General features: G+C 57.3%; 20 protein-coding genes and 1 pseudogene. 11 read left to right on the forward strand and 10 right to left on the reverse strand.

The window, feature by feature from the left end; all coding sequences use genetic code 11:
- The first annotated feature begins 92 nt into the window (after positions 1 to 92).
- Complete coding sequence (locus ACI2KS_RS11675; RefSeq protein WP_404620228.1) at positions 93 to 986, forward strand: LysR family transcriptional regulator; 894 nt, start codon at positions 93 to 95, stop codon at positions 984 to 986.
- A 183-nt stretch (positions 987 to 1,169) separates the two neighbouring features.
- Here the strand turns inward: ACI2KS_RS11675 and ACI2KS_RS11680 are convergent, their stop codons facing one another.
- Positions 1,170 to 2,168: a hypothetical protein gene (locus ACI2KS_RS11680; RefSeq protein WP_404620230.1), complete on the reverse strand. Its 999-nt coding sequence runs from the start codon at positions 2,166 to 2,168 to the stop codon at positions 1,170 to 1,172.
- Positions 2,169 to 2,762: 594 nt separating this feature from the next.
- Between ACI2KS_RS11680 and ACI2KS_RS11685 the strand changes: the two genes are divergently transcribed.
- Positions 2,763 to 3,293 (forward strand): nucleotidyltransferase family protein, encoded by a 531-nt coding sequence (locus ACI2KS_RS11685; protein WP_404620232.1) that lies wholly within the window; start codon positions 2,763 to 2,765, stop codon positions 3,291 to 3,293.
- Positions 3,294 to 3,445: 152 nt separating this feature from the next.
- Positions 3,446 to 3,571, forward strand: a pseudogene (locus tag ACI2KS_RS11690) (hypothetical protein); the annotation flags it as partial.
- Here ACI2KS_RS11690 and ACI2KS_RS11695 read toward each other — a convergent pair.
- From ACI2KS_RS11695 to ACI2KS_RS11715, 5 genes are all read right to left on the reverse strand, one after another.
- Positions 3,511 to 3,858: a DUF3861 domain-containing protein gene (locus ACI2KS_RS11695; RefSeq protein ID WP_404620234.1), complete on the reverse strand. Its 348-nt coding sequence runs from the start codon at positions 3,856 to 3,858 to the stop codon at positions 3,511 to 3,513. The pseudogene ACI2KS_RS11690 and the gene ACI2KS_RS11695 overlap by 61 nt on opposite strands.
- 54 nt (positions 3,859 to 3,912) lie before the next feature.
- Positions 3,913 to 4,404 (reverse strand): heme-binding protein, encoded by a 492-nt coding sequence (locus ACI2KS_RS11700; RefSeq protein ID WP_404620236.1) that lies wholly within the window; start codon positions 4,402 to 4,404, stop codon positions 3,913 to 3,915.
- A gap of 64 nt (positions 4,405 to 4,468) precedes the next feature.
- On the reverse strand, positions 4,469 to 5,878 hold the full coding sequence (locus ACI2KS_RS11705; RefSeq protein ID WP_404620238.1) for an efflux transporter outer membrane subunit: 1,410 nt from the start codon (positions 5,876 to 5,878) through the stop codon (positions 4,469 to 4,471).
- A gap of 1 nt (position 5,879) precedes the next feature.
- Complete coding sequence (locus ACI2KS_RS11710; protein ID WP_404620240.1) at positions 5,880 to 6,911, reverse strand: HlyD family secretion protein; 1,032 nt, start codon at positions 6,909 to 6,911, stop codon at positions 5,880 to 5,882.
- On the reverse strand, positions 6,908 to 8,605 hold the full coding sequence (locus ACI2KS_RS11715; RefSeq protein ID WP_404620242.1) for an MFS transporter: 1,698 nt from the start codon (positions 8,603 to 8,605) through the stop codon (positions 6,908 to 6,910). Before ACI2KS_RS11715 ends, ACI2KS_RS11710 begins: the two co-directional genes overlap by 4 nt.
- 4 nt (positions 8,606 to 8,609) lie before the next feature.
- On the opposite strand from ACI2KS_RS11715, the gene ACI2KS_RS11720 reads away from it, so the two are divergent.
- Together ACI2KS_RS11720 and ACI2KS_RS11725 are read left to right on the forward strand one after the other, a co-directional pair.
- Positions 8,610 to 9,275 (forward strand): IclR family transcriptional regulator, encoded by a 666-nt coding sequence (locus ACI2KS_RS11720; RefSeq protein ID WP_404620244.1) that lies wholly within the window; start codon positions 8,610 to 8,612, stop codon positions 9,273 to 9,275.
- 362 nt (positions 9,276 to 9,637) lie between these two features.
- Complete coding sequence (locus tag ACI2KS_RS11725; protein WP_404620246.1) at positions 9,638 to 10,048, forward strand: ester cyclase; 411 nt, start codon at positions 9,638 to 9,640, stop codon at positions 10,046 to 10,048.
- A 2-nt stretch (positions 10,049 to 10,050) separates the two neighbouring features.
- On the opposite strand, the gene ACI2KS_RS11730 is transcribed toward ACI2KS_RS11725, so the two are convergent.
- The 3 genes from ACI2KS_RS11730 to ACI2KS_RS11740 all read right to left on the reverse strand — a co-directional run bounded on the left by ACI2KS_RS11730 (position 10,051) and on the right by ACI2KS_RS11740 (position 14,291).
- On the reverse strand, positions 10,051 to 10,521 hold the full coding sequence (locus tag ACI2KS_RS11730; protein WP_404620248.1) for a MarR family winged helix-turn-helix transcriptional regulator: 471 nt from the start codon (positions 10,519 to 10,521) through the stop codon (positions 10,051 to 10,053).
- A gap of 691 nt (positions 10,522 to 11,212) precedes the next feature.
- Positions 11,213 to 13,024 (reverse strand): ABC transporter ATP-binding protein, encoded by a 1,812-nt coding sequence (locus ACI2KS_RS11735; protein WP_404620250.1) that lies wholly within the window; start codon positions 13,022 to 13,024, stop codon positions 11,213 to 11,215.
- A 361-nt stretch (positions 13,025 to 13,385) separates the two neighbouring features.
- Entirely contained in the window at positions 13,386 to 14,291 is a 906-nt protein-coding gene (locus ACI2KS_RS11740) for a LysR family transcriptional regulator (RefSeq protein ID WP_404620252.1), read from the reverse strand.
- A 102-nt stretch (positions 14,292 to 14,393) separates the two neighbouring features.
- Between ACI2KS_RS11740 and ACI2KS_RS11745 the strand changes: the two genes are divergently transcribed.
- The 6 genes from ACI2KS_RS11745 to ACI2KS_RS11770 all read left to right on the forward strand — a co-directional run bounded on the left by ACI2KS_RS11745 (position 14,394) and on the right by ACI2KS_RS11770 (position 20,055).
- Positions 14,394 to 15,041, forward strand: a complete 648-nt coding sequence (locus ACI2KS_RS11745) for a redoxin domain-containing protein (RefSeq protein WP_404620254.1) — start codon at positions 14,394 to 14,396, stop codon at positions 15,039 to 15,041.
- A 192-nt stretch (positions 15,042 to 15,233) separates the two neighbouring features.
- Complete coding sequence (locus ACI2KS_RS11750; RefSeq protein ID WP_404620256.1) at positions 15,234 to 15,890, forward strand: peroxiredoxin-like family protein; 657 nt, start codon at positions 15,234 to 15,236, stop codon at positions 15,888 to 15,890.
- An 85-nt stretch (positions 15,891 to 15,975) separates the two neighbouring features.
- Positions 15,976 to 17,409, forward strand: coding sequence for an MFS transporter (locus ACI2KS_RS11755; protein ID WP_404620258.1), 1,434 nt, complete (start codon positions 15,976 to 15,978; stop codon positions 17,407 to 17,409).
- A 20-nt stretch (positions 17,410 to 17,429) separates the two neighbouring features.
- Positions 17,430 to 18,356, forward strand: coding sequence for an NmrA family NAD(P)-binding protein (locus tag ACI2KS_RS11760; RefSeq protein ID WP_404620260.1), 927 nt, complete (start codon positions 17,430 to 17,432; stop codon positions 18,354 to 18,356).
- 137 nt (positions 18,357 to 18,493) lie between these two features.
- Positions 18,494 to 19,048 carry a carboxymuconolactone decarboxylase family protein gene (locus tag ACI2KS_RS11765; RefSeq protein WP_404620262.1) on the forward strand — a complete coding sequence of 185 codons (555 nt, stop codon included), beginning with the start codon at positions 18,494 to 18,496 and terminating at the stop codon, positions 19,046 to 19,048.
- Positions 19,049 to 19,332: 284 nt separating this feature from the next.
- Positions 19,333 to 20,055, forward strand: coding sequence for an SDR family oxidoreductase (locus ACI2KS_RS11770; RefSeq protein WP_404620263.1), 723 nt, complete (start codon positions 19,333 to 19,335; stop codon positions 20,053 to 20,055).
- A 65-nt stretch (positions 20,056 to 20,120) separates the two neighbouring features.
- Here ACI2KS_RS11770 and ACI2KS_RS11775 read toward each other — a convergent pair whose 3' ends face one another.
- A complete protein-coding gene (locus ACI2KS_RS11775) occupies positions 20,121 to 21,227 on the reverse strand; it encodes an alkene reductase (protein WP_404620264.1) in 1,107 nt (368 codons plus the stop codon).
- Positions 21,228 to 21,236 lie beyond the last annotated feature (9 nt).

A 21,236-nucleotide genomic window follows, 5' to 3' on the forward strand; every position in this document is an offset into this window, starting at 1 on the left:
GTAATACTCTGCAATTAGCGATACTACGGAGGTGCCGTGGCTTGACCAAGCCAGCCTGGTGTGAAGCCGGAATAACGGAAAAGGATATAATCATGCTAATAACTGACCTGCGTATCTTCCTGGCGGTCGTGACTGCGCGCAGTTTGTCGCAGGCATCGCGCAGGCTGGATGTAATGCCCATGCAGGTGTCACGGCGTATCACTGCGCTAGAGCAGGAGCTGGGCGTGCGGCTTTTTCAACGCACCACCAGAGCTGTGTCACTCACGGCCGAGGGGGAAGCATTCCTTCCCTATGCCCATACCATGGTCGAGGCCGAAGAGAGTGCGCTGGAGGCGTTGCAGCCTTCGTCTAGCCGGGTGACCGGGCTGTTGCGGGTAACGACTCCCAGCGTTTTTGGACAATCCATTGTCTTGCCCATGCTCCCGCAACTGTTGCAGCAATACCCTGGTCTGCGCGTGGAGCTCGACGTCTCCGATAAGGTGGTCGATCTGGTGGGGCGCGGATTTGACCTTGCGCTGCGGGTCGCGCCTCTGGCCGATTCCGAACTGGTTGCCAGGCGTGTCGCATCCAATCCCCGCGTTCTCTGTGCAGCCCCGCACTATCTGCAACAGCACGGCACGCCTTCCACGCTGGAGGAGCTTGAGAAGCACCAGTGCATTGTTCTCCAGGCTGTACCGAGATGGCCATTCGTGGTGAACGGCGAAATTGTCCGGCGGCGCGTGGAGGGGCGAGTGGTGATCAGCAATGTTGGCGCAGTGCGCGATGCTGCGATTGAAGGGTTGGGCATTGCGATGCTGGCGTACTGGGACGTTCTGCCCCAGTTGCGAGACGGCTCTCTGGTGGAAATCCAGTTAACTGACGGGGGCATGGAACAGTTGTCTGTCTGGGCCGTCATCCCGACCCGCCAGTATGTTCCTGCCAGGGTGAAGGTTTTTCTGCAGATGCTCGAAGCCGATATGACCGTGCGGGGTCAGAGCGCCGTATAGATCTTGAATGAGTGCTTTTGGCCGATTACTGACTGTCGGTAGTCGATGGCCGCCGTTGCTGTTGTCGCACTGCTTAAGCTTTTAGATTCTTAAGGTGGTCACTGATTTAGGTCTTCAGTGATTTCTTAGGTGTCGAGGCTAAAAACGCTCTGGCCATAGGTGAGTACTATGTGGTTTTTGTTTTTAGTGCGCAACCCGCCAATAGATAAATACCGAACTAAGTAGGAACAAAGGCATTATTAGCTCGAGTACAAAGTGTAACTTACGAATTATCGTTGCCTTTCTTAACATTGTATCTATCCCCGCAGACACTTCATGGGCTGGGAATTCGTCACTGGATGACCCAGAAACCTCATTTAAACATTTTGATAAATTTTCTTGCGTATCTCGCCACTTCGAAAATACATCATCTAAGGATTGCCTCAGCAGCTTGGCCTTGGAACCATCTGGAGATCCTGGTGCTGGTATAGGCACGTGCTCCTCCGACATTATCGATTCAATGTGCTGGTGAAGTATTTTCTTATGCTCTAATAGCTCTTGCTCAATGTCTAAATAAAACGCATGTACGCGCTCTTGCTCACCTTTGAATGACGGAAGGCTTTTATAGGTATCTAAGATAAGTCCCGATTCGAATTTTCTTCGCCAAATCGAAGGTGGGAAGCCAACGGAGGTTAAAGCAGCGACATACGCTTCATCCTCATGGCAAGCTTTGCTAATGGCAATGTCAATTTTTTCCCAATAATAGTGCTGTACTAAGCGTTTAATGGAATCGTTGAGCATTTGCACGCCTAGAGCCTGCAAGGCTGCTGAACGCCTCGTTTGGATAATAGCCCTTCGTTGTCCGTCGATAAATACTTTAGAAAGAAATACCATTGCAAGCAGTAGCAAAAAAGCAGCATAGCCAACAAGTACAGGCTGACTAATTTGCACGGAAATCCCTAATATATTAAGGCTCCCTGAGTGGTACAGTAAGATAATAAAAAAAACAATCGAAGACCTGATCAGTAATTGCTGGTAGTTTATTGTGCTCGTGGAAATTGGCATGCTTGAATCTTCAACAAATAGCTCGTAACTTTGAGTGTATTTTTTTTCGATTTTTATTTTTTGATTTTCCGAAGCTCCCTGAAACAAAAGAGGAAGTGCCTCGGAAATAGCTATCTCAATCTCGTTGGGCTTTCCCATGTTCCGCCTTCCCTTGAATTGTTTTGGATGCCTCGCCGAGCTTCACACCGGCGTGCCATTGGTGAAGCTGCGTTGCCAGTAGGCTGCGCTAACGTCTAAATCTGTCCCGAGGACCAGTTTCGCTTGATTTAAATGGCCCCGTCGCACTGCTTGAAATGAAGCGCTCCTCCATCGGCAACGTGCTGCAGACGGGCCTCAGCAGAGGAGGGTCTGCACTGGGCATAGCGGAGGTCATCTAACGCATTCAGCGTAGCAGGCGAACGATGGGAAGGTGTTTGACGATGGCTTGCCTCAAGCAAGTCCACGCAGGTACTGAGTCCGCATAACAGTGAATGCCGGTAATAGGCCTTTGCCAAAAATTTTCTAAAAAATTCCTAAATCGTGAACAGGTGATGATGGAGGAACCTACACCCGCCGGGACTGTGATGATTGGCTAGAGGGCAGACGCGAGTTGCTGCTTTCGGCCCAGAGTGTGTGAAAACGCTGTCCTTGGCGGAGCTTTACAAGTCTATGGTGTATTGTCGGTCGCTAGGACTAGATCGATTCCAAAGGATGAAAATGACGTTAACTGTCGAGAGGTTGGCCAGGATAGCAATGGCCAATCCATTAAACGCTGAAATCATCTCACGCTTACCCTCGCTCGGCTTGAATCAATGCATGCTCACTGCTGGCTGCCTGTTCCAAGCCGTCTGGAATCATCAATCTCACCTGCCGTCAGCCTGGGGGGTAAAGGATTACGACGTTTTCTACTTCGACAAGGATCTTTCTTGGGAGGCAGAGAATGAGGTCATCGACTCTGCTGAGCGTCTCTTCCAGGACCTCGAAGTTAACATTGAGATCAAAAATCAGGCTCGCGTTCACCTGTGGTACAGCCAGCGGTTTGGCGGGGATTATCCCCAGCTTCAGTCGGCTAAAGACGGGATTGCTCGCTACCTGATTGCCGGTACCTGCATTGGTTTGGATGTTGAAACTAGCGAAATCTATGCTCCCAATGGCTTGGCCGACACCGAGCAAGGGCTACTTCGTATCAATCCAAAGAATCCCAAGCCAGATCTGTTCGATCAGAAGGCGAAAAGTTATCAAGCTCGCTGGCCCTGGCTCAGCATAGTAGATCCTCAAAGTTGAATCGGAACGCGCGGAGTATCCCGATGAAGGGATTTATTGGGGATGAGCCGATTGCTGTCTATCCCTACGGGCTGTAAACAGCACCGGGTTTGCAAGAGCACATCCGCAAACCCTTGCTATGATTTTCGAGGATTTCATCGAAAGGATCGCCTATGCAGCGTTTCATCCAAGGTGAACATCGAGGCCAAAGCACGTTGCTCCCCGAAAGCCTCGAGGACTACGTCAGCGATACCAATCCGGTGCGCATAGTCGACGTCTTCGTCGACGAACTTGACCTGATCGATTTTGCTTTGAGCTTTTTCATGAGCTGGCCAAAATGAGGTCTGAAATCTACAAACAACGGGTGTTCCTTGTTTTCCAACATAACCTCACTGAACAGCTTCAAGCCAATAGCGAATGCTGTGGAAGTGCTCTGGTCGAAATCTTTCCGGGCACACATGAGCTCAACGATATGAAAAACATCGTCATGATTGCCTACATCGAAGCACAGCGGGGCACGTGACACCGTTTGGCCCTGGGTATCCTCGATCTGTTCAATTTGTATCCGGTACCGATTCTGTTTCATTAGAAAATCCTCTCTGATTATGGCGGCGGATATGCTGCGCCGGCCAAGCAGCGATCATCTTTGGGCTGCGCCTGCCGTTAAAGCAGTTGCTGCCTTTTCTGCAAGCGCGCCATCATCCGCAGATAACCCGCCTGCGACACCGACGGCCCCCGCGAGCTGGCCGTGGATGAAGACGGGCACGCCGCCTTCTACAGGGAGAATATCCGGTAAATTCTGAAAGCCTGGATGGCCTTGAACGATTTGCTGCTCAAGTGCTTTCGTCGGGTAGCCATAGATAGCGGCTGTTCTGGCTTTCTTGATCGAGGCGTCGACCATCCCGCTGGCCGCGCCGTCCGAACGCTCCAGATAAATCAGCTGACCGCCATCGTCCACCACTGTGATCACCGAGGGTGCTCGCTCTTTGGCAGCCGCCTCTGGGGTGGAAAATATGGCGGCTTTGGCGCTGGCCAAGGTGATGACAGGTTTGGTAGCCGGCGAGTCGGCAAATGCAAAACTGCTGCAGAAAAGCGAACAGGCCAGAATCGGCCAGGTTGTTTTGTATGTCATGCTGCACTCGATGAGTTGAGGTTGAGAACGAAATCTGGTCGGCTATCGCGTGTGACTAGCGGTTTCAGCCCTTGGGCCAACCACCGCCCAGCGCTCGATACAGTTGCACGCGATCAAGGGCCGCCTGCGTGGCGCTGTCGACCAGATCACTTTGGGTCGCCAGCAGCGCGCGCTGCACGCCCAGTACGTTGATGAAATCCACAGCGCCTTGGCTGTAGCGATCCCGTGCCGTGCTCAAAGCGATGGTGTTCTGGCGCACGGCTTCGTCCAGCGCGGTGTAGTGCTGTTTTTCCGCTGCATAGTCGGTCATCGCATTGTCGACTTCATGCCAGGCCCCCAGCACGGTCCGCTGATAGTTGATCGCGGCTTCCTGTTCTTGGCGCTTGCGCAGTTCCAGGGTTCCGGTCAAACGGCCCCCCTGGAAAATAGGCAGGTAAAAGCTCGGCCCATAGGACCAGGCGCGAGAATTCCAGTTACCGAAATTGGAGCCGTCCAGAGCTTGCGATCCGATACTCGCACCCAGGCTGATGCGCGGGTAGAAATCGGCTTGTGCCACGCCAATGGCAGCGGTTGCGCGATGCAGGGCGGCTTCGCTCTGTTGAATGTCCGGGCGGCGCTGGGCCAGTTCCGACGGCAGGCCGACCGGGACGTCAGGCGCCGGGTTGGGAATGGTTTTGGGTTCGATCAGTTCGGCATGCAGCGACCGAGGCGCCTCGCCCAGCAGGAAGCTCAAAGCGTTGATCAAACGCTCCTGCTGTGCGCCTAGCACCGGCAACACAGCTTCAATGGTTGCGACCTGCGCCGCCGAGTTGGCCGTGTCCAGGTTGGTAGTGACGCCATTATCAAAACGGGTTTTGGTCAGCTGAAAACTCTGCCGGGCGATTTCCAGGTTTTGCCGGGCGACTGCCAGCTTCGCCTGTACGCCGCGCAGGCGAATGTAGTCCGTTGCGGTTTCGGCGGTGATGCTCAGCAGCACACCGTCCCGCTGCGCACGGGTTAGCTCGACATCGGCATCAGCGGCCTCGACACTGCGGCGCACATGGCCCCAGAGGTCAACTTCCCAACTGGCGTCAACGGCGCTGCTCCACAGCTCGAAGGGCGCCTTGCCCTCTAGATTGGACTCGTCGAGGATGCCGACCGAACTGTTGCGCGCTCGTTTGTAAGCGCCATTGGCACTGATGCCGGGCAACTGTTCACTGCCGGTGACCTGACGCATCAGTCTGCTTTGCTCAAGGCTATTGCTGGCTGTGCGTACGTCAAGGTTGGCTTCCACTGCGCGCCCTACCAGTGCCGTCAGCTGTGCATCTCCCAACTGCTGCCACCATTGGCTGTCGTTCTTTCCTGACAGAGTGGCACCGGGTTGCACAGAGTCTTGCCAGGTGGCGGGAAGATCAGGGCGCGGCGCATGAAAGTCGGGGCCAACCGAGCAGGCGCCCAGGCTGACCATTGCCATGAACAATAGAGTGCGCTTCATCTCAGTGCCCCTTGGTGGTATCGACGGTCGCAACCACCGACATGCCAATGCGCAGCAGGTCAAAATCGGCCTGATCCTGCTCGAAGATGATTTTCACCGGTATGCGCTGCACGACCTTGGTGAAGTTGCCGGTGGCGTTATCCGGGGCAATCTCGGAAAAGGACACGCCCGTTGCCGGGGCAACGCTTTCGATGTGTCCTTTGAAGCTGTGATCCGGAATGCTGTCGACATGCAGCTCTACTTCCTGGCGCGGCACCATGTGCGCCAGTTGGGTTTCTCGGAAGTTGGCGACGACGAAGGCTTGATGCAGCGGCACCACGGCCAGCAGCGGCTGCCCTTGTGAGACATAGGCACCAACCCGCACTGAACGCTGACCGACCATGCCATCTTGCGGCGCTGTGATTTTGGTGTAGGAAACGTTCAGGTCAGCCTGGTTCAACGCCGCCTGGTCCTTGGATAATTCGGCTTTTGCCACCTCCAGTTGGGCCTTCAGCACATCCAGGGTTTTGGTCGCGGCAACACGGGACGCTTCATCGCGGTCACGGGATGCTTGCCAGCCCTGCAAATCAGCTTCGGCCTTTTGGTGTTCCTGCTGGGTGCCCGCGCCGGCATTCGACAGGTTCAGGTAGCGCTGTTCGTTGGACTGGGCGAATTTCAACGACGCTGCCGTGGCCCGGGTGGTTGCGGCCGCTTGGTCGATCACTGCAGCCTGGCGTTCGATGCTCGCTTGCAGGTTCAGCAACTGAGCCCTGGCGGCCGATACGGTGGCGGCGGCGGATGCCTGGGCGACTACAAAATCCCGATCATCAAGTTCTGCCAGCGCTTGTCCGGCCTTGACCGATTGGTTGTCCTCCACCAGCACTTTGGTGATCTGCCCCGGCAGGCGTGCGGAAATCAGCACTGAGTCAGCCCTGATGTATGCGTCATCAGTGCTTTGAATAGCGCTGGTCGAGAGGATGCGATAGCCGGTGTACACGGCGCAGACAATGACAGCCGTGCAAGCCAGGCTGATGGCGGTTCTATGTTGTTTCATGGCGATACCGGAGGTTGCGGTGGATAGGCGCGTTTGGGCACTGTCAGCAGAACAATAAGCAGGACGACGATGACGCCGAGCAACGCCAGGTAGGCATCGCTATAGCTCAGCACGAAGGCTTGTCGCTGAACGCGCTCCGAAACGGAGGCGAGGGTTTGATTCTGGAACAACGGGCTGAGGGCCTGATGGCTGGCGCCCAGGCTGTCGAGCAAAGTGTTGGAGTGCAGGTGCTCGCGGTGGGTGATCAGGTTTTCCAGCGCCGAAGCGCCGACGACTGAAAACAGCCCGCGCATGGTGTTGACCATCGAGGAGGCAAACGGGCCCTCCATCGGCGCGATCACACCAGTGGCGTTCATCAGCAACGGCACTACGATCATCGGTTGGGCAAACGCATGAAGGATCTGCAGCGCGTAGAAGTCTTCGCGAACCCACTCACTGGTCAGCATCGATCCGCCGACGCAGGCGATCGTCATCAGTGCCAATCCAGCGCCGATCACGTAGCGCGAATCCACCCAGTTGCGATTGATCACAAAGGCGACCAAGGGCGCCAGCATCAATTGGGGGAGGGCGATCATCAAGGCCGTCGGCATAGTCTGCAGATAGCGGTAACCCTGAATCTGCGTCAGGTAAGCGGACGGGATCGCGCCGCCGGCCAGTGACAGCACCAGGAACAGACAGAGGGTCACGATGCCGTAGGCGAAATTACGCCTCTCCAGCAACTGCAATTTGAACAGGGGCAGGGGATGAAACCACTCGTTGAGCAAAAACGGCGGCAACGTAGTGACGGCGCCCAGCAGCATGAAGGCGATCAGTGGAGAGTTGAGCCAGTCCAGGCGCTCGCCTTGGGTCAGGGCAACCACCAGCATGGAAATACCGCTGACGCCGAGCAACGCGCCGCGCCAATCAGCCTGTTTGAACCGCTCCAGGCGCAACGGATCTTGCGGCAGGCCGTAGGCAATAAACCCGGCCCCAATCAAACAAGTGGGCACGATCTGCCAGAACACCATTCGCCAGTCGCCACCTTCGGTCCACAAAGCGGCCAGAGGCGTGGCCAGGTTCGGCCCGAATGTCGCTGTGAGCGCATAGGCCGACAGTCCATAGAGTTTGGCGTGCCAAGGCAGGAAACGCAGGGCAGCGGTCATCAACAACGGAGGTAGCGCGCCCCCCGCCAGTCCTTGCAGGACGCGCAAAGTAACCAGACTTTCGAAGTTGGGAGCGAAAGGGATAAGAATGCCGAACGCGGTAAAGGCGCAGGTCGCGACGATGGCGTAGCGGCGAATCGAGAAGGTCATCGCCAGCCACGGCGAAAGCAGCATTGCGCTCACTTCCGCCGCAGCATACGCAGTGCTGATCCACGAACCTTGGTCGTGACTCAGGCCGAAAATACCTAGAATATCCACCAGCACTGTTTCGGTGACCCGGTCGTTGATGCCTGAGGTAAGGGCGGCGAGCAAAACGCCGACCAAACCGATGGCCAACCGCAGGCCGAACGGTGCCGCAGCGGGGGGAGATATGGGTGCTGACAAAGGAAGGTTCCCGTTGCTTAAAAAAGATGCATGACCTGTTATGCGGTACACTGTACCAACTATCAATACTACGGACAAGACCATGACGAGTGCTGAATCTGATCGAAGCGGTGTCGGAGTCATTGCCCGGGCGGCGGCGATCCTGCGAACACTGGAAGATGAACCCACGGGCTTGAGCCTTGGGGCTATCGCGAAGAAAAGCGGTTTACCGCGTTCTACCGTTCAGCGGATGGTGGATGCCTTGGTTCATGAAGAGCTGTTGGAAGTACGCGGGCCTGGCGGCGTCTGCCTCGGCCCCGCGCTGATGCGTTTGGCGTCCCATAGCCATGTCGATATCACGCAAAAGTCCAGGCCTTATCTGGAAGAGCTATCACGGGTGACGGGTGAGACAGCGGTTTTGATCGGTGCGAGCGGATCCGAGGTGCTGATTCTGCATTCGGTTGTGTCGCCTCATGCACTGCGGGTAGCTCCGGTCGCCGGGAATTTTCTGAGCATTTACGCGACCGCGGGCGGCAAGATCCTGCTCGCGGCGATGCACGACGACGCCGTTCTGAAAATGCTCGGCGCCGAGCTCAAGCGGCTGACGCCCAAAACGCCCACTTTCAAGCAGTTACTGGTGCAGCTTGAGGAGATCAGGAACAGCGGATTCGCCCTGGATTTTGACGAGCACACGATTGGGGTCGGGGCGATAGCCGTTGGCTTGCAAACGCCACAGGGCCAATACGCCATTGATGTGGTCGGGCCGGTTTGGCGCATGGAACAGTCCATCGACACTATCAAGGCAGCGTTGACCAAATGTCAGAAAGATCTCTCCGATGCCATGCGCACCATCGCTTGAACGCTACGTTGTTTGTTTTCTTAGGTGACAATCGGCGCTTTTCACATCTGGCATGGATCGCTGCGAGACATTCTTGAATAGCGTGGGGCTCGAAGGGTTTGTGATAGGCGCGTCATTGGCGCATGGCATCAGCGATGCTGTATGACCGCTTCTGGCCGAAAGATGCCGGTTTGATTTCCACTGTTGCACGCGGATGATAGGCCCGGAGACGACTTGCCCTCCCTCAGAACAACGCGCTTAGGTCCGGCGTAGCTGGGATTCCTGGCCACACGAAAGACTCGCAGAGCCGCGCTGAACCGGTAGATATATACAGTCAAGCTGTATATATTTGGCTATCAGCATGCCTCGCACCGGGAGTCGATATGTCAGCAGAGAACAAAGCTATTGTTCGTCAGTTTAATCATCAGGTTATCGGGCTGTGTGACCGAGAGGCCTTTGAACAGCTTGTCGCTCAGGACTTCATCAACCACTCCGCTGCGCCGGGTCAGAACGCCGGACGGGAGGGCCTATGGCACACTTTTCAAGATATCTTGCATGCGGGTTTATCAGGCTTGAAGGTCGATGTGCTGGACCAAGTCGCGGAGGGGGACAGGGTCACCACTCGAAAGCGCATCACTGGTCTTCATTCCGGTCCGCTCCTCGGCATTCCGGCTACCGGGCGCGAAGTTACCATTGATGTGATTGACATCGTGCGAGTCGGTGGCGGTCAATACGTCGAACACTGGGGCATCAATTCCCTGCCAGTTTTACTGGCGGCTTTGCGATCAGCCTGATCCTACCTTTCATCTGCCGCCATCAGGTTTTCCAGAATCCTGATCGCCGCCTCCAAGGTTAGTCGTTCTTCGGGGGTGGCCTTTTCTTTGAGCCGACGACCCAGCCAGTCACTACGCTGATGGCGACTTACGTCGAGTGCCCTTCGGCCTTGCTCAGTCAGCTCTATGAGTTGTTTTCGGGCATCGGCCGGATCAGGCGCCCGGGTCACCAGGTGCTGCCGCTCTAGTTGGGTAACAACCAACCTCATACTCTGATGCTTGACGTTCCGGTGTGCAGCCATAGCGCTGATGCTGCAGGGGCCATCACGGTCGATTAATCCCAAGGTTTCGGACTGGGCCGTGGAAGGTGTCTGCGATCCAGCGCGAACCGTCCGGACCAGATTGCCGATAAGCCTTCTAAGATCCTCGGCTAATTGGTCTGTCCCCGGTTTGTCAGGGCTGAGCTTATCTTGAGGGGAGGTAACAGCGGGCAAGGCGGTCTCTCTTGTTAGATGCAGATGTGGCGATCATACCTTAGCTGAATGCCGGCTTCTGTCCGATCAAAAATCTAAGCCACAGGCAGCTTTCGACCCAAAGCGGACACACTAGACCACTACATCTGGGAGCGGTCGAAAAAATCAGGTCGAAAATTACGATAATCCGAGAAGGCTTGATGGTCATAAAGAAACTGCAGTGAAACCATGCCGCTAGTGGGATGAATTAGTAATAACGAGGCCAATAATTACTGGTTGCAGCCCAACGCGACCACGAACGTTGCTGCTCTCCCGCGAGCACGGTCGATGGCCCAGCTATGTACCAGGTTGCTGTCTTCGCGGGAAGCTTACCGTCCGCTTTGGGTCGCTAGCTGCCCTCCGCCCAGGGCGGCTATGTGTCGACTTCAGCCGGGGAGGGCGCGAACTGCGCTGGTCAGATCCGATGCAAACACCAGGTCAAGTCGAATGCAAATACGTGGTCAGGTACAGTGCAATTTCCCACTAGCGGGCCACGCGTACAGGACGATTAAATAGAGATCGATCTGGCGTGGTCCAGGCAAATCGGGGGTTGGCACGATCTGGTTTGCAATCCCGGCCACTGCTTGATCCGCCCGCAGGTCGCCGGTTCGTTCAACCATTACTACCTGGATGACTAAACGCATGTTGCCTCGTCAGTGGGTAGTCGGAGCGGTTACCGATACCCACGTGCCTGGATGTTGAAGAGGCTGGCATAGCGCCCGCCGCCAGCAATCAGTTGCACGTGGGTTCCTTGTTCCAGAATCCGGCCCTGATCCAGCACGATGATGTGATCAGCGTTGCGCACGCTGGAGAATCGGTGAGAGATCAGCAAAGTCATGCGCCCCTTGGCGTACTCGCGGAAGTGCTCGAATACGGCAGCCTCGGCCGCAGGGTCGAGGGCGGCCGTCGGTTCGTCCAAAATCAGCAGATCGGCCTCACGGCGCATGTAGGCACGCGACAGCGCCAACTTTTGCCATTGCCCACCGGACAGTTCCTGTCCACCGACGAACCAGCGCCCCAACTGCGTGTGATAGCCGTTGCTCAAGCGTTCGATGAATTGGTCGGCGATCCCTTGAGTGGCCGCATCGCGCCAACGGTCCTGGTCATCGAAAGCTTCGATGTCACCCACCCCAAGGTTTTCGCCGACCGTCATCTGGTAACGGATGTAGTCCTGAAAGATCACCCCGATGCGCTGGTGCAAGGCCTGTTCGTCCCAGTCCTGCAAATCGCTGCCGTCCAGCAGGATCCGGCCCTCGTCAGGCGTATAGAGTCGGGTAAGCAGTTTGATGAGTGTGGTTTTACCCGAGCCGTTTTCGCCCACCAGGGCCAAGCTCATGCCATGCGTCAGGTGCAGGCTGATGTCGCTGAGCGTGGGGTGCGCGGCACCCGGGTAGCGGAACCCCAAGCGCTCGCAGCGCAGGCCGTCGCCTGGGCGTGCACCGGCCTTCAGCGTGCCGCGTGTCGGTGCCACCGGCACCTCAAGGTATTCGTAGAGGTCAGACAGGTACAGGCCGTCCTCGTACAAACCGGCAATCGCGCTGAGGCTGGCAGTGATGGCGACCTGACCTTGCTTGAACAGCACGAGGTACATAGTCATCTGCCCCAGCGTGGTCTGGCCGCGCACGGTGTCCAACACTACCCAGGCGTAGGCCACGTAGAACGCGGCAGTGCCCAATAGCCCGAGGGCAAAGCCCCAAGCGTCGCGTCGCACGGTGAGCCGGCGGTCTTCGGCGTACAGGCGCATGAAATTGTCGCGATAGCGTTGCAGCAACAACGGCGCCATGCCGAAAAGCTTCACTTCCTTGGTGTGCGCCTCATGGGACAGCAATGCTTCCAGGTAATTTTGCTGGCGAGTTTCCGGGGCGCGACGCTGAAATAGGCGGAAGGCATTACCGGAAAAATGCGTCTCGGCGAAGAACACCGGCAGTGCGCCGAGCACCAGGATCAGCAGCGCCCAAGGGGAAAAATGCACCAGCAGCGCCGCAAAGCTGACAAGCGAGATAAGGTTTTGCGTAAGCCCCAGGCCTTTTGTGACGAGGCCCAGTGGCCGGGTCGATGCATCGCGGCGCACGCGCACCAACTTGTCGTAAAAGGCCGAGTCCTCGAACTGCTGCAGCGAAAAGGTCTGGGCCTTTTCCAGGATCATCAGGTTGACCTTCTGCCCCAACTGCACCCGCAGTAGCGCTTGTTGCATTGAAAGCGCCCGTTGGGCCGCGGCCAGCAACGCCAATACGCCCGCCTCGGCCACTACGTAACGCAGGACGGGCCATACCGGCGCCTGGCTGCCATTCCCATGGATCTGCATCGCCTGAACCACCGCATCGACGATCCTCTGGCCGATCCAGGCGGCGAGCGCGGGTAAAATGCCGGCGATCAGCGTCGCCACGATCAAGCCGCCGAACAAGGGGCGTGAAGTCGCCCAGACAAGGCCGACCGCCCGGCCGCTCTGGGTTGAAAATGCAGTCAAACGAATGAACAACGACATTAAAAGCGCAGGCTCCAGGTTGTCAGCGACAGGGAATTGTACCGCCTAGTTCGGCACGCTTCGCCGGTCTTGTTGATCAGCGACAGAGCGCTCTGCGGATAAGCCCGGTCCGCCCTGAAGGAATGAGTGATGCGGTTTTGGTAAATCGTTTAAGGCTATCAACATTTCAAGCAACCCATAGCGCTGACCATTCGGGCTCCCATCGGGGGTTTCTGCTATTGGTCGAGAGCCGTCTGATGCGTGCGTGTTGAGAAGTCGCACAAAATCTCATTGGACCTCTCCGCGAAAAGGATCACCGCAAATACAGCAGCACTGTGCGCAAGCTAGCCAAGGGTTCTGGGCCGATATCCGCGTCTACTTTCTATTGCGGTACAGGATCTACTTGTGGATTCAGAAGCTGTTCAACGAAGTTGATGAATGCTCTAGCCTTCGCGCTGGCCATCCTTCCGGTCGGGAATACCGCCCACAGATCCAGATTGGGGAGGTGCCAGCCGTCCAACACAGTACGTACCTCGCCGGAGGCCATCTCGGGGGCAAACATCCATTCGGATGACAGGGTCAGGCCAAGGCCAGCAAGCACGGCGGTCCTGATGCCTTCGGCAGCGGTCACCCGAATCCTGCCTGACACAGTGATGGATTGCTCAGTACTGCCTTGCCTGAATAACCAATTGGCTCCGCCACCGCCCTGCGAGTAGACAACGGCCTGATGCGACATCAAATCGATAGGTGACTGGGGCTCACCGAAACGCTGGAAATAGTCTGGAGTACCCAATACCAATCGCCGGCACTCGCCAATTTTGCGCGCCGTGAGACCTGAGTCGTTCATGGCGCCCATACGCAATGCGACATCGATACCTTCTTCCACCAGATTGACGTTACGGTCATCGAGCACCACATCAATGTTCAAATCCGGGTGCATCTCCAGAAATGCGCCCAAGTGTGGAAGCACATGAAGCCGAGTGAAGGTCACTGCGGCGCAGATACGTAGCGTGCCGGTAAGTCCCGTGCCAGCACCTCTGGCCGCGAGATCTGCCTCGTTGGCTTCTTCGATAGCGCGTTTGGCCCGTTCGAAATACGCCAGCCCGGCTTCGGTCGGGGTCAGGCCGCGTGTGGAGCGCAACAGTAGGCGTACCGACAGACGCTCTTCCAGTTGCGCGACGATCTTCGACACAGCGGGCTGGCCGATCCTGAGTCGGCGGGCTGCTGCCGAGAAGGAGCCGGTTTCTACCACATACACGTAGGTTTCCATTGCGGCCAACCGGTCCATCTTATTCCTCCTCGGAATGATTTATATCCATTTTCCCAGTCTGCCCGGTTGACGGCGCTTGGTGCAAAATTTTAAGTCGTGAGTGCTCCAGGATTATCAATCATGACAGCCAAAGTACGTTCTCCAATCGCGGATGCTCGAAGCAAAGCCGCGCTAATCATCGAAGCACCCAACGAGGAACAGCATCAGCGAGTGTTCGGAGGGTCGGCCTTGGGACAGTGGCCACTGAATGCATTGAAGGCAGGTGACCACGCTATTGAGTTCTGCCTGCCTGATCGTCAAGGCAGGAAGGTCTCGTTATCCAAATGCCTGCTGGCTGGACCGGTACTGCTGATGGTGTCTCAGGGCCTGGGTTATGAAAGACTGACAACCCAGCTCTTGGAGCTTGCTGCTTTGTATCCTCGGATACGTGCGCAGTCGGTCACTTTGATCGTGCTCGCGCCACAGTGGGATGCTTCAGGTCTGGACGACCTTCCGTTTCACACATTGGTCGATTCACATTGCAGCGTCGCGACTGCCTATGGACTGGCGCTTCAGGCTGACGCAAAGACGATGCCGCATTCTCAACCGGTTGCGTACGGCGAGGACTATGCCGATCTGCTCGATCCACTCGTCATACCTGCGACATACGTGATCAGCCGCAGTGGGCAAATTTTATTCGCCTCTATCGACGCCAACACTGCCCATTGTCTTGCGCCCAATGCGCTGCTTCGCATGCTTGAAGCGTTATCTGGACGGCAGGATTTTTGATTTGAGGCGTTGCGACGTTCTGTTTCCGAGGGCCAGATTGCATGTCGCCGGTTATTCAATAGCATTGAATGTTCACATTCCCAGACGGCATAAATGCTATGCCAGCGACCTCTCTACCGTGTCGTAGGGCTGTCGCAGAGTATGACCTGGTGATCGGCGCACCGATCAACTCCACTCAACCAGGTATCCCTCATGACTCTTCAAGCGAAACTCGATGCATTCAAAGCTGACTTCGTCGGCGGCAAACCTCCCTTCAACGCTCCGCCTGAAGTTCACGTTGTGATGAAGCGTGCGACGGCTGAATTGATTGCGACCGGGCAGGCCGAGCGCGCACTCAAAGTCGGTGACCGCGCGCCGGTGTTTACCCTCGACGATCCCGATGGCAACCCAGTCTCTTCCGCAGAGTTGCTGGCTAAAGGGCCATTGGTGCTGAGCTTCTACCGTGGCGTGTGGTGCCCTTACTGCAACATGGAATTGCAGGCACTTGAAGAGGCGCTTCCAGCTTTGCGCGACTTGGGCGCAAGCCTGGTAGCGATTTCGCCTCAGATCAAAGCCAACAGTCGCAAGTCTGTTCGCCAGAACAAGTTGAGCTTCCCGATTCTCAGCGATGTGAAGGGCGACGTCGGCGCGCAATTCGGCCTGCGCTTCAATCTCCCGGATTACCTGATCGATCTGTACAAAGGCTTTGGTAACAACCTGCCGGTCTTCAACGATGACCCGAGCTGGACTCTGCCGATGCCTGCCCGTTTCGTTATTGGCCAAGACGGAATCATCCTCTATGCCGAGGTCAATCCGGACTACACCCAGCGTCCTGACCCCTCCGAATTGCTCCCAGCTTTGATGGGCTGATTGCATCGGTCGTGGTTTGCCCACGAAACCACACCGACATCTTTCGACTTTTTTCTATCGGCCCGTTCAATTCGGAGCTGCATTGATGCCAAGCCTTCAAATCGTTCTCAAGCATCCAGTAGCGGGGCTCACCCTGCTGGCAATGGCGCAGTTCATCATTGCGGTGGACTACAACATCGTCTATGTGGCTTTGCCCTCCATCGGCGGCGCGCTTGGCTTTTCCGCTGTTCACTTGCAATGGGTGGTCAGCGCTTACGCCTTGGCCTTCGGCGGCTTCCTGCTGCTGGGGGGGCGTTTGGGAGACGTATTTGGGAGGCGAACCGCGTTCGTGGTGGCGCTGGTTCTCTATGCCGGGTCCTCCTGGGCCGGTGGTCTAGCGACCGGCCCAGGCTTGCTGATCGCCGCGAGAGCGGTGCAGGGCCTCGGAGGCGCATTGCTCTTCCCGACGACGCTGGCGTTGATCGCCACCTATTTTGCCGAGGGCACAGAGCGCAATCGAGCGCTGGCCGTCATGGGGGCTGCGGGTGCCAGTGGCGGTGCCAGCGGGGCGTTGCTGGGCGGGTTGCTGACGAGTGCCTTCGGTTGGCACTGGACGTTTTTCGTCAACGTACCGATTGCTGCACTAGTGGTGATCGGAGCGCTGTGGGTATTGCCCAGAGACGAGCCGCGCAACGCCAAGGTTCGTATCGATCTACCTGGCGCGTTAACCGCGACCGCAGGCCTGGTGTCCCTGGTGACTGCCTGTATCGAGGGCCCGGAGCTTGGCTGGACCAGCTCCATTGTCGTGGGTTTGCTGATGGGGGCCTTAATGCTTCTCGGCGGCTTTCTGCTGATTGAATCACGCACCGCCGCGCCACTGATGCCTTTGCGACTGCTGCGTCATTCGAGCCTGCCGACCGGCATGCTGATCTGTGCATTGTTTGCATCAGCATTCGGCGCCCAGTACTTCCTGTTGACCACTTACTTGCAGGAGGTCCGCCAACTGGCGCCGCAGATGGCCGGCTTGGCATTCCTGCCTTTTGCCTTGTCCATCGTGGCGGGCACCCGCATCGGTGGCCGGCTGGTCAACCGGGTGGGCTTGCGTAACGGGCTGCTGGTTGGCTTGGCTCTGGGCGTGGCTGGCCTGCTGCTGGTGGCGTTCAACTTGAGCGCTGAGGGTAGTTACACCACCCGTCTATTGCCGGGTTTCCTGCTCGATGGCCTGGGGCAGGGCATCACCTGGACGCTGATGTGGATATCCGCGACTTCTGGCATCGATGCACGTGACCGAGGCATTGCCTCGGGGATGGCCAGTACTGCGCAGCAGGTCGGTGCCGCGCTGGGGCTCGCGCTGTTGGTGGGGATTGCCACCCCCGGCCTTGAAGTCAGTGATGCTCGGGCTTCTATCCCAGCAATCACCGCCGGATTGCGCCATGCCCTTTTTGCCGCCTCCCTACTGGCTACGCTCGCGGCCCTGGTCGCTCTCGCTCGAATCCCTGCCCGTCCGAAACCGATATCCGATTTGCCCACCGCTGCTTAATCACTCCTGGAGAACTCATCATGACTCAGCCAACACCAGCATTACCTGTCGTCTTCATCGTCGGCGCTACCGGCCAGACCGGTCGATTGATCATCGAAGAATTTGACCGCCATCCCGGCGAAGTGCATCTGCGTCTCGGTGTGCGCAACAGAGATGAAGTGGCCCGGCTACGAGCATCGGGCCGGGACGCTGTGTATTTTGACCTGGATGAACCTCGTTCCTTTGGCGTAGCGCTGGCCGGCGTCGAGCGTCTTTACCTGCTGACCGGCTACACCATCGCCATGGTGCATCAGAGCAAGACATTGGTGGATGCTGCCTACAAGGCTGGCGTGAAACACATCGTCAACCAGGGTGTGTTTGCCGAGTGGGATTGTACCGATCCCCACTTTGTGTGGTTCTCCATGGTCGAGAAGTACATCGAGGCCAGTGGCATCGCATGGACCCACCTGCACCCCAATGTCTTCATGGAATATCTGCTCAACAGTGGACCACCTGTGGGCGGTAGTTTCTCGGTTTTCTGGGGCAATGCACGCGCTGGTTGGGTCGCTTCCAAAGACCTGGCAGAGGTCGCCGCCACAGTGTTGCGCCAAGGGCCTGCCAAGCATGCCAGTCGCGATTACTGGATGAGTACGGAAACTCACAGCGGGTCAGAGATGGCGACGATTCTAAGCGAAGAGTTGGGCCGCACGATCAACTGTGATCTCCGCAGCCCCGATGAATTTGAAGCCTTGTTCAAGGCCGGCGCGTTGGCCGTTGAAAACTGGTACGCCAAGGGCGCAGTGGACTTCTGCGTGCAATTGGCTGACGGGCGCATGGGCTACATCGGCAGCGTGCGCGATGACGTGCCTTACGTCCTGGGCCGCCCGGCTACGACCCTTCGTGAATGGATTCAACAGAACCGAGAAAAATTGCTTGGGTTTGTCGAGGCCCAATCGCCGAAGAACTGACTGTACGCGTCGGAAACCGGCCGCCTCATTCCCCTCAAGAATGAGTGCTATGCCCGGTGGCTGCGTTCCGCATCACGCTTCGGGCCTGCACTATCGGTCTCAACAAACACCCACCGCTTTCTCTCAAGGTAACTCACATGACGACTTTTACCGTGTACACCGCTGATAACGCACCGGCCGCTTCCAAGCCCGTTCTGCAAGCGGTGAAGGGTGCCTTTGGCTTTTTGCCTAACCTGCAAGCCAACATGGCCGAGTCGCCCGAGCTGCTGGCTGGCTATTCGCAGCTCTGGGACCTGTTTGGCAAAACCACGTTGACCGCTCATGAACAACAAGTGGTGTACCTGACCTCCAACTTCGAAAATAACTGCCATTACTGCATGGCCGGTCACACCACGTTGGCCAAGATGATCGAGATGGACCCAGCGGTCATCGCCGCTCTGCGCGCCGGCACTGTGCTGCCGGACGCAAAGCTTGAAGCGCTGCACATCTTTGCAATGCAGGTGGTTCGTGAGCGTGGCTTCGTTCCTGAACCCGCTATCGATGCCTTCCTCGCGTCAGGCTACACCCGCCAGAACGTCCTGGAAGTTGTGCTGGGTGTCGCCACCAAGTTAATGAGCAACTACACCAATCACCTGGTGCACACCCAGCTCGATCCTTTCATGAAGGGTAACGAGTGGACCAAACCCGCCTGACAGGTTCGGCGCCTGCCAAAAGACGCTGACCGCCCCTGTCGACAACGCCCGCCCTTCGCGGGCGTTGTCGTTGAAAGCTTTGCCAATGCCCTGGCTTGAGGATTGTTTACCAGCCTCGCTAGCCTTGGCTGGCGGCTATCGAGTTGGGCAATACCTGAAAGCCGCGCCGCAGTATTTGCGGCCGGCGCCTTTGGCCGAGTTTCACAACGCAATAGCCGGCCTGTCGTTTCAACCTGTCGCGCCATTTACATACGCTGGCGCGCTTTTAGTCTCTGGAGCTTTGAATGACGACTCGTACCTTCTTGATCACCGGGGCCAGCAAAGGCATTGGCCGCGCTTTATCCGACGCACTGGCCGCCGAGGGGCACGCGGTTGTGGGCATTGCCCGGCACGCCGACGATCCAGGGTTTCCAGGCGTCCTGGTACCGGTTGACTTGGGCGACCGTGCAGCCACCGCACAGGCGCTTGCCGAGCTGACCCGGCAGTACGCCTTTGACGGTTTGGTGAACAACGTCGGTCTGGTTCGCCAGCAGCTTCTTGGCGAAGTCGATCTCGATGATTTCGACGCGGTCATGCGGGTCAATCTGCACTCCGCACTGCAAGCCACTCAGGCGCTGTTGCCCGGCATGCGCGAGCGCGGCTGGGGTCGCATCGTCAACATCTCCAGCCTGACGGTGCTGGGTATTACCCACCGCACCTCCTATGCCGCAGCCAAGGCGGCCCTGATCAGCTTCACCCGGACCTGGGCTCTCGAACTGGCGCGTACCGGAATCACGGTCAATGCCGTTGCGCCTGGTCCTACGGAAACGCTGCTGTTCAGGGCGAACAATGCTCCCGGTAGCGAAGGTGAAGCACGTTACCTGTCAGGTGTACCCATGGGCCGGTTCGGCCAGCCGCAGGAGATTGCATCGGCCATACAGTTTCTTCTGTCACAGAACAGCAGCTTCATGACCGGTCAGACGCTGTTCGTGGACGGCGGTGCTTCTATCGGCAAGTCGTCGATCTGATCGACAATCGCAACGCATAAAAAAGGCGCTGTCATTTGACAGCGCCTTTTCTTTTCAAGCCATTTTTAGGTATTGGCGGCATCTACAAAGGGATAGTCGGTATAGCCGCCCGCATCGCCACCATAGAAGGTGTCGCGGTCATAGGCGTTCAGTGCCAAACCTTCGCGCAAGCGGCGGGGTAGATCCGGATTGGCGATGAAGGAGCGACCAAACGCGACCATGTCCGCGTCACCTTGAGAAATAATGGCCTCGGCACTCTCGCGATTAAAGCCGCCGGCGGCAATGATAGGGCCCTTGAACACGCTTCGCAGGTATTGGACTGCCACGGGAGCTGCATCCTGGTCGATGGTTTCATTGCCTTTGACGCGCGGTTCCACGACGTGCAGGTAGGCCAGCCCCAACTTATCCAACTCTTGGGCAACATATCCAAAGGTCGCCTTTGGATTGCTGTCATGCATCGAGCCATAGCTGCTGGACGGACTCAGCCGCACGCCAACATGCCCTTTGCCCCAGACCGAAACGGCCGCTGCCGTGATTTCGAGCATGAACCGTGCGCGATTTTCAATGGAACCACCGTACGCATCCGTTCGTTTATTGGTGCCGTCCTGAAGGAACTGGTCGGGTAGATAGCCATTGGCGCCATGAATCTCGACACCGTCAAAGCCCGCCGCCTTGGCCAGTTCTGCACCGTGGCGAAACTCTTCGACAATGCCAGCTATCTCCTCCAGTCGCAGTGCCCTGGGCATGCCGAAGGGCACCGGCCCGCTGTCGGCATAGGCATCTCCTTGCGCCTGGATCGCTGAGGGTGCGACCGGATCGACACCGCCGGGCTGGAGCAGTGAGTGAGATTGGCGGCCCACGTGCCAAAGCTGCAGGAAGATGATCCCGCCTTTTTCGTGGACGGCCTTGATGACCTTGCGCCAGCCTTCGACCTGGTCCTGGGTATAGATACCCGGCGCGTGGGCGTAACCATAACCGTGAGGTGAAACAGGCGTGGCTTCGGAAACGATCAGCCCGCCCTGGGTCGTGCGTTGCGCGTAGTACTGAGCCATCAAATCGTTCGGCACATCGCCGGGGCTGGAACGCATGCGGGTCAATGGGGCCATGACGACGCGGTGCTGAAGCGTAAACGGGCCGACCGGAGTCGGCGTAAAAAGGTCTTGATGGCTCATTGAAGTGCT

The sequence above is a fragment of the Pseudomonas sp. NPDC087358 genome (assembly GCF_044900785.1).
Lineage (GTDB): Bacteria > Pseudomonadota > Gammaproteobacteria > Pseudomonadales > Pseudomonadaceae > Aquipseudomonas.

Excerpts from the sequence above, each read along its gene's own strand:
- ACI2KS_RS11675 (WP_404620228.1), top strand. The coding sequence starts at position 93 with ATGCTAATAACTGACCTGCGTATCTTCCTGGCGGTCGTGACTGCGCGC.
- ACI2KS_RS11680 (WP_404620230.1), bottom strand. The coding sequence starts at position 2,168 with ATGGGAAAGCCCAACGAGATTGAGATAGCTATTTCCGAGGCACTTCCT.
- ACI2KS_RS11685 (WP_404620232.1), top strand. The coding sequence starts at position 2,763 with ATGGCCAATCCATTAAACGCTGAAATCATCTCACGCTTACCCTCGCTC.
- ACI2KS_RS11695 (WP_404620234.1), bottom strand. The coding sequence starts at position 3,858 with ATGAAACAGAATCGGTACCGGATACAAATTGAACAGATCGAGGATACC.
- ACI2KS_RS11700 (WP_404620236.1), bottom strand. The coding sequence starts at position 4,404 with ATGACATACAAAACAACCTGGCCGATTCTGGCCTGTTCGCTTTTCTGC.
- ACI2KS_RS11705 (WP_404620238.1), bottom strand. The coding sequence starts at position 5,878 with ATGAAGCGCACTCTATTGTTCATGGCAATGGTCAGCCTGGGCGCCTGC.
- ACI2KS_RS11710 (WP_404620240.1), bottom strand. The coding sequence starts at position 6,911 with ATGAAACAACATAGAACCGCCATCAGCCTGGCTTGCACGGCTGTCATT.
- ACI2KS_RS11725 (WP_404620246.1), top strand. The coding sequence starts at position 9,638 with ATGTCAGCAGAGAACAAAGCTATTGTTCGTCAGTTTAATCATCAGGTT.
- ACI2KS_RS11735 (WP_404620250.1), bottom strand. The coding sequence starts at position 13,024 with ATGTCGTTGTTCATTCGTTTGACTGCATTTTCAACCCAGAGCGGCCGG.
- ACI2KS_RS11740 (WP_404620252.1), bottom strand. The coding sequence starts at position 14,291 with ATGGACCGGTTGGCCGCAATGGAAACCTACGTGTATGTGGTAGAAACC.
- ACI2KS_RS11745 (WP_404620254.1), top strand. The coding sequence starts at position 14,394 with ATGACAGCCAAAGTACGTTCTCCAATCGCGGATGCTCGAAGCAAAGCC.
- ACI2KS_RS11750 (WP_404620256.1), top strand. The coding sequence starts at position 15,234 with ATGACTCTTCAAGCGAAACTCGATGCATTCAAAGCTGACTTCGTCGGC.
- ACI2KS_RS11755 (WP_404620258.1), top strand. The coding sequence starts at position 15,976 with ATGCCAAGCCTTCAAATCGTTCTCAAGCATCCAGTAGCGGGGCTCACC.
- ACI2KS_RS11760 (WP_404620260.1), top strand. The coding sequence starts at position 17,430 with ATGACTCAGCCAACACCAGCATTACCTGTCGTCTTCATCGTCGGCGCT.
- ACI2KS_RS11765 (WP_404620262.1), top strand. The coding sequence starts at position 18,494 with ATGACGACTTTTACCGTGTACACCGCTGATAACGCACCGGCCGCTTCC.
- ACI2KS_RS11770 (WP_404620263.1), top strand. The coding sequence starts at position 19,333 with ATGACGACTCGTACCTTCTTGATCACCGGGGCCAGCAAAGGCATTGGC.
- ACI2KS_RS11775 (WP_404620264.1), bottom strand. The coding sequence starts at position 21,227 with ATGAGCCATCAAGACCTTTTTACGCCGACTCCGGTCGGCCCGTTTACG.